Below are 16,412 nucleotides of genomic sequence, written 5' to 3' on the forward strand. Positions count from 1 at the left end.
GAGAACTTCTTTAACTAACGATCAAGAGCTTGAACAGGAGGACAGAGAGTTAATTATGAGATTATCACCTTTATACACTTCCCGTCTTCAGGAAGAACTGGATGCTGGCCGTCAACAAGGTCTTCAACAAGGTCTTCAACAGGGTCTTCAACAGGGTCTTCAACAGGGTCTTCAGCAGGGTCTTCAACAGGGTCTTCAACAGGGTCTTCAACAGGGTCTTCAACAGGGTCTTCAACAGGGTCTTCAACAGGGTCTTCAACAGGGTCTTCAACAGGGAGAACGTCTGGTGATAGAAAATTTATTGAAAGCTCATTTTGGTAATTTAGACCCAGATTTGTCCCTGATCATTGATCGCATTTTATTATTACCAGTGGAGGAGTTTACCCCTTTAATAATTAATTCATCTCGCACAGAATTAATTGCCCACTTTTCCAATTAAAAGCATAACTCAATCCTTTGATGATACTGGATTTTAAAATTGGCTGATTAACCAGAGCAGGCAATTTTCTGGGCAAATTCGGGGATATTTCAGCTTTCTTGCTAATTTGTGGCCAAATTAGCGGCAATTTAACTCTGATGGCCTGAGAATAGCTTTTCTAAAGCTTCCTTCAAGGTTGGTTCCATGACAATTTTATTTTGATAAGCAACTGTTACTCTAGCGATTGTCGGGACACTATTTTGGTCTGCCACTAGATACAAAGGTTCTACATAAAGCAGCGATTGTTCAATGGGAATAATTAATAGGTGTCCTTGCAAAACTTTAGAACCGTCCCGATTCCAAAGGGAAATCTGTTGAGAAATATCTGGATCTTGGTTAATTAAAGCCTCAATTTGATTCGGTCCGTACACTAACCTTTGTTTAGGAAATTGATAGAGCAATAACTTACCATACTCTCTATCATCTGAACGAGCTGCCAACCAAGCGATTAAATTTTGCCGACTAGAGGGAGTATAGGGATGGAGGAGAATAAATTCTTCTTTGTCGGAATCGGGCAGTTTCATGATTAAATAATAGGGTGATACAGCCTGGGGTTCCGTGCCGTAAATTTCTAGGGGAATTTCCCATTGATCCTCCCGATTATAAAATACTTGCGGATCGGTCATGTGATAGGTTAATAATCTTTCTGCTTGGGTACTAAATAAATCTTCGGGATAACGGATATGACTGCGGAGAGTTTTCGGCATTTCTGCTAAAGATTTAAAGAGATGAGGAAAGATTTTACTCCACGTCTGAATAATTGGATCATTTTCATCGGCAACATAGAAATTCACCGTTCCATGATAGGCATCCACTACCACTTTGACCGAATTGCGAATATAGTTAAATTTATCTTTACCCGGGTCAGAATAGGGATAGCGATCGCTGATAGTATAAGCATCAATAATCCAATGTAATTTACTACTACTATCGCCCACATCTGCCGCTACTAAATAGGGGTTGCGATCATAATTTAAAAAAGGTGCGATAGTTTGCACGCGATTTTGGATATCACGACGCATTAATAAGCGAGTTTCGGGAGTAAAATCTTGGCTAAATAACATTTGCCAATCCCGCAGATAAAGGGCAAATAGCCAACGTCTCCACCCCTTCCCCACTAAGATTCCTCCCTTTCCATCGTAGGTATTATAGACATTTCCATCCCCGCTAGGAAAATCCAATTCTTCTGCGGTGGTGGGAGTCATCACATAATTATTAGTTAATTCCCCGTAGTAAATGCGGGGTTTACCAATGGGAATACTATAATCAATTAATTCGCTAGAGGTTTGTAGAGCTCCTTCGTCTTTATTTGTGCCGATATCTTTGACAAAATAGTAGGGTAAACCCCCGGCAGCCACTAAATTAACTGGGGAAAGAGTGAACCCATAACCGTGGGTATAAACGAGATGTTTATTCACCCAAGTATTAGCAGAAGTGGGAACCGCACTATAATCTAATTCTCTAGCGGCAATAATGGTCTGTTGTTTTTCAGATATTTGACGTTCCTCGATTTTTTCAGGCAGTCCTACGCGTACCCGATAGCGATCGATATCAGCATCGGGGAATTTATAATATAAGCGAATTTGCTGTAATTGTCGGTTAGTTTCTAGCAGTGGTTTGGTGTCCCAAAGACGAATATTATCGATAGTTAGATGGTTTCTCTCTAAAACTTCGGCATTTAATTCGGCCTGTGGATCGAAAACTTGGGCATCAATTCTATCTAAGGAAAAAGCCGCTCTTGTGGATTGAATACTTCTTTCGATATAGGGTCTTTCTCTCACTAATTCATTCGGTTGTACGACAGTTCTTTGCAATAGTCCACTGATACTTGTGCCACTTATCCAAACAATTAAATAGAGAAATACAGGAACTAAGTAGGGGAAAAATACCAACTTTTTCTTAGTATTTTTGTATAACTTGCGACGGTCTTTTTTACCAAATAATGCTTTTTCTCCTAACCATATAGAGGTTATTCCTGCAATAATTCCCAGAATAATTTCAATAAATTGACCAACATGAACATCGATATAACCCGCACCATAAACTACCCCTTCCGGAGAGTAAAGTAGCAGGTAACGCTGAATAATATGGTGTAATACTAGCAGCCCCATTAACCCACTCCACAGGGCGTATAAATGACGCAGTTGCGGACGGGAAAACCCCGGAAATGTTCCCAGAGAAAGACTATTACCCGAAAAAAGATAGGTTAAAATAACAGCAAAAAGAGTATATATTCCCACACCACCGAGCCATAATTCTAGTAACTGCCACAGGGGTAATTGAAAGATATAAAAACCTAAATCATTCCCGTATTGAGGATCGTTAATATTGAAAGGAACACCATAAAAATATTTTAAAAAATTCGCCCACTGCCCAGCAATAATAAAAGATAGCATTACAGTAAATACTATAGATATTATTCTCAAAAAATACTCGGTTTTAATTAATAATCCCAAGACTAAAAGAGCGATAATTACCCCTTGCCAAAGATTACTAGAAATATCGGTTAATACTTGCCTAATCCAAACTATTTGCAGAGGAGAACTTAGGGAAGAACTAAGGTTAGGGAGATTAAAATCTGGTGTCCAGAGACTGAGGGCTAGTTTACTGTAATACAATAACATTGACCCAATCCAAGCTCCAATTCCCGTTGCGATAATCAAAAGACTGAGTAAATTAATACTGGGAGATTGAGGACTGGGAGGATAACTATCTTCTTTCGGTTTTTGCCAACGAAAACGCTGGGCTAAACGTAAATTAGTAAAGATAAAAAGTAGAGAAAGAATCGCACTTCCCCAACCTAATCCTAGTTGCCAAGATAATTGCTTCAGGAAAGTGTTTAAATAACCCATCTCGGTAAACCAGAGGCTATTGGCCACCACTAACACCCCCAACTCCCCGATCACAAGGCAGCCGAGAAACAGTAAAATGGGTTTAGCGATCGAGCTTCGGTTATGTCTGATCAGCATAAATAAAGTGATAAGGGAGAGTCTTCTTTCATTCTAGCGATTTTAGTTTCTCCCTGCTGCTTTTTCTTAATTTAAAGATAAACTTAAGAAACTATAGCCGGGTTAGGGCAATAATTTAGCTGAAAGTCAGCAATTTTCCCTAATTTTAGCGAGGATTAGCAGACTGGAGTATTTCCCGAAAAATCCTGCGTCGATAGGAAGGAGATTCATTGCTCATATTCCATAAAGTTTCGTAGAAAAAGAAAGAAACACCAAAATTTTTTTGTCTCGATTTTTCCACTTGTTGAGTAATATTAACCATCGGAATCGGACGACCTTTTAAACCAGATAAAATCCCAATAGCCACGGGGATAGATTCTCTAGCTTGCTGTAATTCTGGTTGCGATAATTCCCAGTCAAAGGCGTTCATATCAGTTCGATACACTTGTATTATTAACTCATCAATCAAGTTTTTTTGCTGCCATTTTTGCCAATCTAAAAGATAGGACTCTAGAGAGAAAGTGTAGGGATTAGGAGATAGGGAAATAATTGCTTTAGGTTGCTGCTTTTTAATCGTCTGGGCTAAACTATTCATATAGTCAGTAATTTTATCGGCCCGCCATTGAATCCATGCTTTATCTTGGTAATCTTGCGGTGGTAATTGTCCAGAATGTTCCCTTTGATAGAGTTTAATCGTGGTTTCATCATAGCCAAAATCGGTGGGATAACCAAAATGATCATCAAACTGAATTCCTTCTATATCGTAGTTAGTAATAATCTCGCTGACTAAATCCGTAATAAAGTTTTGTACTTGCGGATGTAAGGGATTTAACCACACCCGTTGATGCACTTTTCCTTCCCACCAAATCACACTTTTATCCTGTCTTTGGGTTAACCAATCGGGATGTCGTTTGGCTAATTCTGAATCCGCAGGAGCCATAAAACCAAATTCAAACCAGGGAATAATTCTTAATTTTTTCCGATGACCTTGGCTAATTATTTCCTTTAAAAAGTCGCGATTTTTTAAAGATTCATGGGGATCGATCGCTCGTCCTGTCACTTTTTCTGCTACCCTAGAAGGATAGAGTGTATAACCCCAATTCCAGACCGTGGGATAAATAGTGTTAAAGTTTAAATCGGCCAACCTATCAAGGGCATCTTTTAGGGTTTCCCGTTTAAATAATACCTCACTATCGATATTAGTTAACCAAACTCCACGAATTTCTGGTTTTTCTTGGGTTTGATTGGTGGATTGTGCGGGAAAATTAAAGGTTATCGTCATGATACAAGCAAAGATAATTAAAAATATTAACCAGCTTATTTTCCCGTATCTTTGACTATAAATCACTAAACCATCGGCGAAATTATTAAAGGTTTTACTGATTTTATTCATAATGGGAAGTGGGGGAGTGGGGAGACTTATCAGTTATCAGTTCACTGATAACTGATAACTGATAACTGATAATGGCTAAATTATCTCTCTAAATTGCGAGGATCTAGAGAATCGCGTAAACCATCACCGAGTAAATTAAAAGCTAAAACGGTGAGAATAATTAACAAAGCAGGCGGCCAAATTAACCAAGGTTGTAGAACAATAATTGAGGCATTGGTAGCCAGAGAAAGCATATTTCCCCAACTAGGATCCGGCTGTTGAATTCCCAAACCAATTAAACTTAAAACCGATTCGGCCACGATAAACCCCGGCACGGCTAACGTAGCAGAAATAATTATATAACTGGCAGTTTGGGGCAGCACATGACGCAGAATAATATAAAGGGGTTTTGCTCCCATAGCTTTGGCGGCCTGAATAAATTCCTGTTCTTTCAGGGATAAAACTTGACCGCGAATTACCCGCGCTAATCCCGACCAACTGATAAAAGAAGTAATCAAGACGATTAATAAAAAGCGCTGGGTGCTGGTTAATCCTGCGGGTAAAACAGCCGCTAGGGCCACGAGTAAATATATGCCGGGGATAGTCATTAAAACTTCCACAAAACGCATTAAAATCCCATCTAACCAACCGCCAAAATAGCCAGAAACGCCACCGACAAATAAACCGATAGGGAAAGAAATTAAAATCCCGACTAAACCGATAAATAAACTAATTCTGCCCCCGAAAATCAGGCGACTAAAACTATCGCGTCCCGATTCGTCAGTTCCCAATATATTGATTCTACCATCGCCGATGACCCCGAACAGATGGAGATCAAAAGGGATACCGGGGAATAAAGTTACTTCATCCCATTTTGGCGGCAAAGGTAGGCGAATTTGACCAAAATTATAGGTTTCACCCTGAACCAAGAGACGCAGCGGCAAGGGTTTGTTAAAATCTCTCATTAGCTTCCGCTCACCAGTTTCTATATTAATAGCACTTTGAGTGGTGGGATAGACGTGGGGGCCAATCCACTCACCCTTGTTACTTCCCGACTGCGAGCGCCAAAAGATTTGGGTAGGGGGTAAGAGAGACTGACCGGGTTGGGAGGAGTAGGGAGAGTAGGGAGCGACAAAATCCGCCGCCATTACGCTTAAATAGAAGATTAACAGTAAAACTGCTCCCCAACGGGCGAGAGGATTATCTTTGAGTTTGTGCCACCAGTCCATAGGCGATGAGGTCAATAGGAGAGTTAATCTTTATTTTGCTAGTTTGATTGCTACAATTTATCATACCAACAAAAAAGCTGTCTAATGTTTATCAATCCCCTTGTTTATGAGAAATCTCCTGTCTATCGTCAAGATTTTGAGACAGCGCAACCGTTTAAGCATTTGGTCATCGATAATTTTTTAGTGAGGGAGCAAGCGCAAATTTTGCTAGAAAATTTTCCCAGTTTTAATTCGCAAAAAGCCATTAGTGAGTTAGGAAAAGTTGGCGGGAAGGCGGTTAATGAGGATTTAATCGGTTTGGGGGGTGTTTATCAACAGTTTGGCTGCTACGTTCAAGCTCAAGAGTTTTTAGAGTTAATTTCCCAATTAACCGGTATTGATAATTTAATTCCAGACCCTAGTTTTTATGGGGGTGGAACCCATGAAAATTTACAGGGTCAAGAATTAGACCCTCACATTGATTTTAACCTCGATGAGCGTCACTGGTATCATCGCCGCTTGAATTTATTAATCTATTTAAATCCCCAATGGCAAGCAGATTGGGGAGGAAATCTAGAGTTACATTCCAATCCTCGTCAACCAGAAGAAAATAAGATTAAATCTTTTGTACCTATCTTTAATCGTTGTCTTATTTTTGAAACCAATGAACATTCATGGCATGGATTTTCTCAGATTAATTTACCAGAAAATCAACGGCATTTATCCCGGAAATCTCTTTCTATCTATCTCTATACTAAAGAACGTCCAGCCGAGGAATTATCACCATCTCATACAACTTTTTACATCCCGCGCCCGCTGCCAGAAAATATTCAACCCCATCAAGTTTTAAGCTCGGAAGATTACCAACAAATTAAAATTTTATTGAAAAGACGGGATGATTTAATTCGTTTTTATCAAGATAGAGAACTGAAAGAATCTCAGGATTTAGTTAGTTTAAAATCCCATATTAAGCGCTATCTATCCCTCCAATATCCTCGCCTATGGAAAATTATTAAAAGTTTACCCCGTTGGCAAAAGTGACCAGAAAAAAATCCCTATTTTCCAATCAAAGAAAGTAGGGAATAATCAAAAAAACTGACTGGGAACTTAGCCTAATAACTGGGTAGCACGGGTAGTTAAAGCATTGGCAGTTAAACCATTATAGGCCATAATTTCCCCGGCGCTGGCGGTGGTTTCTCCCCGTTTCCAAGCGAAGACATCCCGACGCGCATTACTGCGTAACATAATCGGTTCTAACATGGCACTTGTACCACCGGTTACTCCGATTAAAGCATCACCAGCAAAGAGACTTTCAAAACCAGCATCATCGAGGAAATTATTATCCGCTTCCGAGCTAGTTTCACTCATCACATCGCTAGGACGATAGAGACGACGGGGATTAATTACCGAGACGATTTTTACCCCGATTCCTGCTGCTTCTAACTGTTGTGCAGACTCAAAGACGGGTAATAAAGTCATATCACCAATGACGGCAAAAACGACTTTTTTGCTGCCTTCCGATTCGTGGAGAATTACGCCGCCTTTTTCTAAAGCTTGACGGGTTTGCTCAAAGGTGGTTCGCACCGGTAAAGGCGATTTACTAGCGGTGATTGTAATGCCTTTATTGCTAGTTCTTAACGCCCATTCATAGCAGACTTGAATACTGTTAGCATCGCAGGGAAAGAGAGGGAAAATATTACCATTTCGCATCATAGCGGCGAAATAATTTTCAATCTCTGGGCGTTGGTGTGTCCAACCATTACGTCCTTGCTCCAAGGCTCCGGCGGTGAATAAAGTAATAGTAGAAGGGGTGGGACGACGTAACTCGGCCATCGCTTGGGTTACAGTCTGCCAAATCGGTAAACCATTGATAGCAAAAGACTCGTAGGAACACCATAAAGTCCGCGCTCCCAAGAGAGATAAACCGACGGCTAAACCAGCACAGGCATCCTCGCTTAAAGGCTCATAAACTTGACCGTTAGGTGCTTGGAAATAGGTATCATCGGTGGTGGGGTGAATAATCTTTAAACCGACGTTAATATTATTAATTCCCGAAGCGGCATTACCATCAGCATTAGTGACAACAAAATTGGGGTCAGCTTTACCCACAGCTACCACTAATTCCCCCATAGCAGTGGTGGCCACTTTTTTATCTCCACCCACAGTATATTCGGTCATCGGTAAGGTTCCTAAATCCGGCAGCGGTAAGACTTTTTCCGTTACCACTGTTTCCGCTGCCGGACCCCCTCCAGAGCGCTCGAAATTAGTACGAACAATTGCCCAAGCTTCAGGGAGTAAAGCGCGTTCTTGTAAGGCAGCAACGATATAATCTTTTTCTAGAGAATCTCCCGGATAAAGATTATGGGAAGCCGCTCCCCGTTTGTGAACTCCCGCCCCTTTCAGTTGTTTAATAATGATCACCGTTAGTTTACCACCTAGGGCTAATTGGGAGGCTTTATCCGTGGCTATTAACACCGCTTTCATGAACTCCAGACGCTGGTTAAAAGAGAATTTGGTGCTATCTACATATTCCCCATTTTGATTAGCATCATCGAAGTCTTTAGCATTAATAAGAATCACTTCCTCGAAACCATTACCGCGCCAATAGGCTTCCATTTCGGCGTTAGTTTTCAGGGACACCATGCTATGGTGTTCTTGGGAATAGCCATTCCAGACTAAAATCGGCAAAAAATTAGTAATTTCTGGATAAGCAGTGTGAAAATGACCAAAACTACTCATAATGTAGGGTTCTCCTAAACCACCATCCCCGATAGTCACAGGGAAAAGGGTATTAGGGTGTAATTTGGCCGCCGCCATGGCAAAATGTTGTCCTTGGCCCAAAGGACCGGCCGGCCCGAGCAGTCCGGGGATTTGTCCAGAAAGATGCCCTAAAAGTCCGTGTTTTTCCCGAAAACGTTCTCCCAATTCGGTGACGTTGCTGATGCCCATGGCTTCGAGAGAGCGATCGAGAAAGACGTTACTATAAAAACCGGGGGCATGATGGCCCACTTCGGTGAAAATATTTTTCTGGCCTAACATCATCAAAGAGGCAATTACGTCGGCAGCGCTGGCAAAACCGCCGGGGTGTCCCGATTCTTTGGTAGCGGTGATTTGTAGGGTGAGGTAACGCAAAGCATCGGCGGCTAGGAGGGTTTGATAGATAGCATTTGGGTCATTAGCGGCACTAATAGCAGTTTTTCCCTCAGCGATAGCGGCTTTTCCTGCATATTTATCAAATTCGGGTAAGGAACCCCCAAAATATTTTATCCCTTGACAAAAATCGGGAATTGTGCTAGTAGCTGTCATAAAATTAATATACCCCTTTACATACAGGCAATCGTTAAAACCATCTTACAGTTAGCGGTAACTCTCGATAGATGCGATATTACAGGGGGTTTCCATAGGCGATCGACTATTTGTGCTACACTGATCGCCAATGTTAGCAATAAAATTAATCCTATTGATCATGTTAAATAGCAGCCAATTACAGCATTTAATCAGCAAATCACTGCGTTATCTATTAATTATCGGCACTATTGCCCCTCTAACTTCCTTAGAGGCTCGCCCAGTCCAAGCTACTCCTCCTAGTAGTGCTGCACCCCCTAAAGAAGCGATTGCCCCTATCCCCGCAGAAAGCAAAGATTACACCCTAGGAGAAGGGGATAAAGTGCGCGTCACCATCTACCAAGTCGCGGATTTAAGCGGCGATTTCCTCGTCTTACCCGATGGAACCCTAACTTTACCTCTGATTGGTAGCGTCAAAGTGGAGGGAATGACCGTCACCGAAGCCAGCCAAACCCTGGCCAAACGTTACACCACCTATCTCAAACGTCCCGTGGTTACTGTTAGCGTTCTCACCCCCCGGCCTCTGCAAATCGCCATCGCGGGGGAAGTCAATCGTCCGGGTACTTATACAATTAACCCCGAACAAAGCCAAAAAACGCCCCTATTGACGGAAATAATCCGGCAAGCGGGGGGAGTGACTACGGTGGCCGATATTGGTCAAGTTCAAATCCGACGCAACCTCAAGGGACAAGAACAGCTGATTCAAGCCAATCTCTGGCAATTAATCCAAAAAGGCGATACAACCCAAGATATTAGCCTTAGAGATGGTGATAGCATTGTTATTCCCACTAAAACGACCCTTAGTGTCGGGGAAGTCAATCAATTAGCCGATGCCAATTTTGGACTAGATAGCGATCGAGAAATTAATGTTACTGTGGTGGGAGAAGTTTATCGTCCTGGCTCCCATCGTATTGTCCCCAATCAAGTTAACACCGTCACCACAGAGAATAATCGCGGAATTCGACGACAACCAGCCCGACTAACCCAAGCTATCCAAGAAGCGGGAGGTATCAAACCCCTCGCTGATATCCGACAGGTGCAAGTGCTGCGTTATACCCGTGACGGTTCCCAGCAGAAAATTCCTGTAGATCTCTGGAGTTTGCTCGAAAAAGGTGATATAACCAGCGATATCTTTCTTCAAGAAGGAGATACGGTGATTATCCCTACCGCTACTGAAATCTCGGCCCAGGAATCAGAAACCCTAGCATCGGCCAGTTTTGCCCCTAAAACCATTAACGTGAAAGTGGTCGGGGAGGTGAAAAAACCGGGAACAATTGAAGTTCCTCCCAATACCCCTCTCAATCAGGCAATTTTAACCGCAGGAGACTTTGATAAGCGTCGCGCTAATCAGTCCACAGTGGAATTAATTCGTCTCAATCCTAACGGAACCGTCACCAAAACCTCAATTAACATCGATTTTTCCCAGGGTATCAACGAGAAAACTAACCCGATTCTCCGCAATAATGATGTGGTGGTGGTTCATCGTAGCGGTCTGGCCGCCACTACCGATACCCTAGGTACGGTTTTAAGTCCCTTTACTGGTGTTACCGGTATCTTCAACGGATTGTTAAATCTTTTACGTTAAAAAAGTTTACTTTACCCGGATGTCATTAGCTAAGTAATCGAGCTAATAATAGATATAGAAACGGCGAAAAGTCGTGAGCGGTCACGGCTTTTCTGCTCAATAGACTCAGGAAAGAAAACTATGATTTTTCTCCTTACTCTAGCCCTAATCTCCCTGTCGATTAGCTACAATGTTCACGGCGAAATAATTAGCCTCAGTACCTGCTTATTGGGTCTTTTTTGTGGCTTATTAAGTTTGTTCTTTACACCCCTACTGGTAAAGGTTTTTATCCTTGTCACTTTAGTCCTCTTTAGCTGAGATTTTAAACCCTAAACTCGACTAAAACCCTAAGCATACTTAACCCATCAAAAAAACTGTTATGCAAAAACGCTATCTCGGTCAGACTAATATAGAAATTACTCCCCTTCTCGTGGGTACTTGGCAAGCAGGAAAAAAGATGTGGGCAGGTATTGAAGATGAGGAAAGTATTAGGGCTATTCGTGCCGCTTTTGAGGCAGGAATTATCACTATAGATACAGCCGAAATCTACGGGGAAGGTCACTCGGAATCGATTGTCGCTCAAGCTTTGGCCGATGTGCGAGAACAGGTAATTTATGCCACCAAAGTTTTTGCTAATCACCTTAAATATGAGCAAGTTATCGCAGCTTGCGATCGCTCTTTAAAAAACCTCCAAACTGATTATATCGATCTTTATCAAATTCATTGGCCTAGTGGCTCATGGAACACGGAAATAGTGCCTATTTCTGAAACTATGGCCGCTCTTAATTATCTGAAAGCACAGGGAAAAATTCGCGCTATAGGGGTTTCCAATTTCTCCCGCTCTCAACTGGAAGAAGCTCGTCAATACGGCAGAATTGAGAGTATTCAACCTCCCTATTCTCTCTTTTGGCGCTCGGTAGAAAAGGAAATTATGCCCTATTGTATAGACAATAATATTTCTATTCTGGCCTATTCTCCCCTTGCCCAAGGTTTATTAACAGGAAAATTTAGAAACGGTTATCAGTTGGCAGCAGAGGATCATAGAATTAAAAATAAACTCTTTCATGGCGAAAACTTTCAGAGGGTACAAGCGGCTTTAAATCAATTAGAACCGATTGCTAACCGCTATAATTGTTCCCTAGCTCAATTATCTCTTGCTTGGTTAATTAAGCAACCTCAAACTAATGCAATTGCTGGGGTAAGAAATGCCGCTCAAGCAGTTAATAACGCTCAAGCAATGACAATTAATTTAATCCCAGAAGACCTAAAATTAATTGATAATATTGGTAAACAGGTAACTGATTTCTTAGATGATAATCCCGTGCTGTGGAATTTCTAAAAGTTATACAGCAGTTATCCTAAGGGTGAGGATAGAAGTTTTGGTTAATTCTCAGGAAAAAGCCTGTATAATGATGGCTATAGTCCGATTCTTACCGCAGGATTATCCCTATGGCTAAATCGAAAAAACAGAATCTGCAATGGATTAAAGAAACCCTCGACTTAAATCCAGATCATAACTGGAAATCTAGTCCGGGTAACAGTATTTTTGTAGCTGGTCGCGGTGCAGTGCGCTTTGAAGTTCCTCAAGATTGGCATTTTGAACCCGATGATAATTCCTTTCGTTTTTTAGATAGAAAACCCCCCGATGATGATTGTCGTTTAGAGGTTTCCTATAATTTACTTCCCCCCGGAGATTGGAAAGAATTACCCCTAAAAGGAATGGTCAAAAAGTTAGCTCGTGAAGATAGCCGCAATCCTCACGAAATCGGCGAAGTTATCCAAGAAAAACGCCAAACTGTCCGCATTGTTTGGGTGGAAATTCAATTCATCGATCCCCAAGAAAATCGTCCCGCTTATTCGCGCATTGCCGTGGGTATTGGTTCCGGGGTTCAATGTTTAATTACTATGGATTATTGGGTCGATGATGCGGACAAATTCACCCCCGTCTGGGATACGGTTATCTCCTCGCTGGTGTTAGGTTTATACATTCGTGATCCCCGCAGCGGTTTAGCTTTCCCCGACTAAAGGTAATAGCAATTTTGCAGGAAAATTTCCTTGACAAAAAACCTTAATTGTGATAGTAGAAAAATCGATCGCTCGACTCTGGTGGGGATAGCTGCCGGTCCCCGCATTGACGGGATGTGCAGGAAAGCAAGAGGCACTGAGACTCAAACGCAAGCTATGACCTTGAGGAATAGTGATAAAAGTAGCCTGCATGGCCATATTTAGGGATGATTCGGGATTATTTACCCGTTTATAACCCTGAGTGATATTAAAAACTCGACCATCGGGGGTAACTTGAGAAACCACCGCGCAGATATCGAAACTAACCGCATCTGCTTGACAATAACAATCCAGACGGGGACTACCCAAAATCGTTAAATCCTTCTCTAGAGGGGGAGAAGTATAGGTAATCACATCACTGCGACAGTCTAGCATGGTGCGGTCGAATATTCCCCCCGGTAGGGCGCTATGACCTCCTAAAGATGGAACCGGTCGCCAAGGATCGTGAACGATGGTATCCTCGATCGCAGGTTCTAACAAAATCGCGCTTAATTTCCCCTCATCCTCGCGCAGATTGGCTAAACCCTGACTAGCAAGATAATAAATTTGCTGATTTTCTGTGGAAAAATTTTCCAGATATTGCCATTGATTAGACCCCATTTGAAATAGATACAGGGGAGGATTTTTAAATAACTCCGTTTCCTGACCTTTTAAGAAATAATCAAACCATTGCAGCTGCATTTTATCCACAGGACTAATTGCCTCTTGACCATAATCTATCTCTCCTACTTTTCTCCCCCAGGGTAGATGAGTCCAAGGACCAATAATTAGCCGTTGGGGATAGACAGAACGACTTTGCATTTCTTGGTATAAACTCAAAGTTCCCCGGAGATGAGGATCGAACCAACCCCCGATATGTAACATCGGTAAATCGATATTTTTTAAAAGGTTTTGCGGTGATAAATTTTGCCAATAGTCATCGGGAAGATAACGAGTAATCCAATCGTGATAAAAAGAATCGGCGGCTAAATCCTGTAAAATTTGGGGAGAGGCTGCAATAGGATCAAAAAGGGGTAAATTTCGGGAAGCTACCCAGAGTTTTTGATAGGCAGTTTCGTCCCCTTTTAATCTAGCTGTTTCCGCAGCTAATTGTATTGACCAAGCGAGATTATATTGTAAATTAAATGCTTCATTTTCATAACCCCAATCTCGATATAAATCGTGAGCAATCATCGCTGGGCAAATAGTTTTTAAAGAACCGTGACCATTAGCAGCCGCATATAATTGGGTCATTCCCTGATAGGAAAAACCATACATTCCCACCACACCCGTATTATTAGAAATAGTTAAAACCCATTCAATAGTTTCTAATCCGTCGCTAATTTCATGGGCAAATAAATTAAAATTTCCCGTCGAGTTTCCCCGTCCCCGCACATCCTGAATTACTACAATATAACCCTGACTTGCATACCAGCTAGGATGGGCATAAACCACCGTGGAAGCGATCGCTTTTCCGTAGGGTTGTCGCATTAGTAAAATGGGAAAAAATTCCCTACTATCGGGACGATAAATATCGGCAGCTAAACTAATTCCATCTTTGGTGATGAAACTAGCTGTTTCTTTTTTTATGGGGTAGGGATTAAACATTATTATCTCTTTCAGATCAAAAATACTGTCAGGTGGCTCAATCGAGAAAACTTGACCAAGACTAGATAAAGCTTAACTAAATGTTACAATAAAGGCGGACTGCCTCAATTGCCTAAGACTGGAGAAAAATCAGCGATGCTACGACTAGAGAAAATTAGTAAGATTTACCCAACGGGAGAAGTGTTAAAAGATGTCACTTGGGAAGTAAAAACTGGCGATCGCATCGGGTTGGTGGGAGTCAATGGGGCCGGAAAATCCACCCAACTGAAGATTATTATGGGGGAAGTGGAACCCACCGCCGGGGAGATCATCCGTCCTACCAGTCTCCATATCGGCTATCTTACCCAAGAATTTGAAGTGGATCCCCGTCGGACGGTACGCGAGGAATTTTGGACGGTGTTTCAAGAAGCGAATCAAGTCCACCATCAACTAATAGAAATTCCCCAACACATGGAAAAAGCCAATCCCGAAGAATTAGATCGCTTAATTCATCAATTGGATCGCCTACAAAGACAATTTGAAGGGTTAGATGGTTACGGACTAGAAGCACGCATCGAGAAAATTTTACCGGAAATGGGCTTCACTGTTGATGACGGCGATCGCTTGGTAAGTTCTTTTAGTGGTGGTTGGCAAATGCGGATGAGTTTAGGCAAAATTCTCCTGCAAACTCCCGATATTTTACTCCTCGATGAACCAACTAACCATTTAGACTTAGAAACCATTGAATGGTTAGAAAAATTCCTCAAGGATTTAACCACTCCCATGGTCATAGTGTCCCACGACCGGGAATTTCTTGATCGCCTCTGTACCAAAATTGTCGAAACTGAAAGGGGGGTTTCTACCACTTATCTAGGTAATTATTCTGCCTACCTACAGCAAAAATATGAACAACAATCCGCTCAGTTAAGTGCCTACGAACGTCAACAAAAAGAACTAGAAAAACAGCAAGTTTTCGTCGATCGGTTCCGGGCCAGTGCCACCCGTAGCACCCAAGCAAAAAGCCGGGAAAAACAATTAGAAAAGGTGGAAAAAATTGAAGCACCAATCGCCGATGTGCGTACCTTAAAATTCCAGTTTCCTCCAGCAGTTCGTAGTGGTCGAGAAGTGGTAACGATTAAAAATCTTGTTCACATTTACGATGATAAAATTCTCTTTTTGGGAGCAAATCTGGAAATAGAAAGAGGCGATCGAGTGGCGTTTTTAGGCCCCAATGGTGCGGGAAAATCGACGCTTTTACGCTTAATTGTTGGGTTAGAAGCTCCCACAGAAGGCTCGATCGAAATCGGTAAACATAACGTTATTCCTAGTTATTTTGAGCAGAACCAAGCGGAAGCTTTAGACCTAACTAAAACTGTTTTAAATACCATTCATGATGAAGTTCCCGATTGGAAAGATGTGGAAGTTCGCAGTCTTTTAGGGCGATTTTTATTCAGTGGGGAAACGGTATTAAAAAAAGTAGAATCCTTGAGTGGTGGCGAAAAAGCACGTCTTGCTTTAGCCAAGATGTTACTTGCTCCCGCTAACTTATTAATTCTCGATGAACCCACCAATCACCTCGATATTCCCGCGAAGGAAATGTTAGAATCGGCTTTAAAAGTTTATGAAGGCACGGTTTTAATTGTTTCCCATGATCGTTATTTTATCTCCCAGGTAGCTAACAAAATTGTCGAGATTCGGGATGGTGAATTAATTGTCTATGCGGGAGATTATCACTATTATCTAGAAAAACTAGACGAAGAAAAACAAAAAGCCGAACAAAAACGCATTGAAACCGAAAAAGCGGCCAAATCTGCCGCTAAACGCGCTAAACAAAAGGCCAAAAAAGGTTAGAATGTAGAGTATCAAC

10 protein-coding genes and 1 pseudogene are annotated in these 16,412 nt (G+C 41.8%); 6 read left to right on the top strand and 5 right to left on the bottom strand.

Annotation, left to right across the window (positions count from 1 at the left end; genetic code table 11):
* Positions 1–439: pseudogene (locus IM507_RS14010) on the top strand (flagellar assembly protein H); the annotation flags it as partial.
* 128 nt (positions 440–567) lie between these two features.
* On the opposite strand, the gene IM507_RS14015 reads toward IM507_RS14010, so the two are convergent.
* From IM507_RS14015 to IM507_RS14025, 3 genes are all read right to left on the bottom strand, one after another.
* A complete protein-coding gene (locus IM507_RS14015; RefSeq protein ID WP_069475121.1) occupies positions 568–3,447 on the bottom strand; it encodes a UPF0182 family protein in 2,880 nt (959 codons plus the stop codon).
* Between the two features lie 145 nt (positions 3,448–3,592).
* The gene (locus IM507_RS14020) at positions 3,593–4,819 is read right to left on the bottom strand and encodes a glycoside hydrolase family 10-like protein (protein ID WP_002731661.1); all 1,227 of its coding nucleotides are present in this window, start codon (positions 4,817–4,819) and stop codon (positions 3,593–3,595) included.
* Positions 4,820–4,899: 80 nt separating this feature from the next.
* On the bottom strand, positions 4,900–6,027 hold the full coding sequence (locus IM507_RS14025) for an ABC transporter permease (RefSeq protein WP_069475120.1): 1,128 nt from the start codon (positions 6,025–6,027) through the stop codon (positions 4,900–4,902).
* Between the two features lie 84 nt (positions 6,028–6,111).
* Here IM507_RS14025 and IM507_RS14030 point away from each other — a divergent pair, with 84 nt between their 5' ends.
* Complete coding sequence (locus IM507_RS14030; RefSeq protein ID WP_069475119.1) at positions 6,112–7,047, top strand: 2OG-Fe(II) oxygenase; 936 nt, start codon at positions 6,112–6,114, stop codon at positions 7,045–7,047.
* 66 nt (positions 7,048–7,113) lie between these two features.
* Here IM507_RS14030 and IM507_RS14035 read toward each other — a convergent pair whose 3' ends face one another.
* The gene (locus tag IM507_RS14035) at positions 7,114–9,312 is read right to left on the bottom strand and encodes a phosphoketolase family protein (protein WP_287637224.1); all 2,199 of its coding nucleotides are present in this window, start codon (positions 9,310–9,312) and stop codon (positions 7,114–7,116) included.
* A 130-nt stretch (positions 9,313–9,442) separates the two neighbouring features.
* Between IM507_RS14035 and IM507_RS14040 the strand changes: the two genes are divergently transcribed.
* The 3 genes from IM507_RS14040 to IM507_RS14050 all read left to right on the top strand — a co-directional run bounded on the left by IM507_RS14040 (position 9,443) and on the right by IM507_RS14050 (position 12,940).
* On the top strand, positions 9,443–10,936 hold the full coding sequence (locus IM507_RS14040) for a polysaccharide biosynthesis/export family protein (RefSeq protein ID WP_123230849.1): 1,494 nt from the start codon (positions 9,443–9,445) through the stop codon (positions 10,934–10,936).
* A 358-nt stretch (positions 10,937–11,294) separates the two neighbouring features.
* Positions 11,295–12,254, top strand: a complete 960-nt coding sequence (locus tag IM507_RS14045) for an aldo/keto reductase (protein WP_287637225.1) — start codon at positions 11,295–11,297, stop codon at positions 12,252–12,254.
* 110 nt (positions 12,255–12,364) lie between these two features.
* On the top strand, positions 12,365–12,940 hold the full coding sequence (locus tag IM507_RS14050; protein ID WP_069475116.1) for a hypothetical protein: 576 nt from the start codon (positions 12,365–12,367) through the stop codon (positions 12,938–12,940).
* On the opposite strand, the gene IM507_RS14055 is transcribed toward IM507_RS14050, so the two are convergent.
* Positions 12,923–14,566, bottom strand: a complete 1,644-nt coding sequence (locus IM507_RS14055; protein ID WP_123230851.1) for a CocE/NonD family hydrolase — start codon at positions 14,564–14,566, stop codon at positions 12,923–12,925. The two genes, IM507_RS14050 and IM507_RS14055, sit on opposite strands and share 18 nt — an antisense overlap.
* A 135-nt stretch (positions 14,567–14,701) precedes the next feature.
* Between IM507_RS14055 and IM507_RS14060 the strand changes: the two genes are divergently transcribed.
* A complete protein-coding gene (locus tag IM507_RS14060) occupies positions 14,702–16,396 on the top strand; it encodes an ABC-F family ATP-binding cassette domain-containing protein (RefSeq protein ID WP_123230852.1) in 1,695 nt (564 codons plus the stop codon).
* The last annotated feature ends 16 nt before the right edge of the window (positions 16,397–16,412 follow it).

The sequence above is a fragment of the Microcystis sp. M20BS1 genome (assembly GCF_020245305.1).
GTDB classification, from domain to species: Bacteria; Cyanobacteriota; Cyanobacteriia; order Cyanobacteriales; family Microcystaceae; genus Microcystis; species Microcystis ichthyoblabe_A.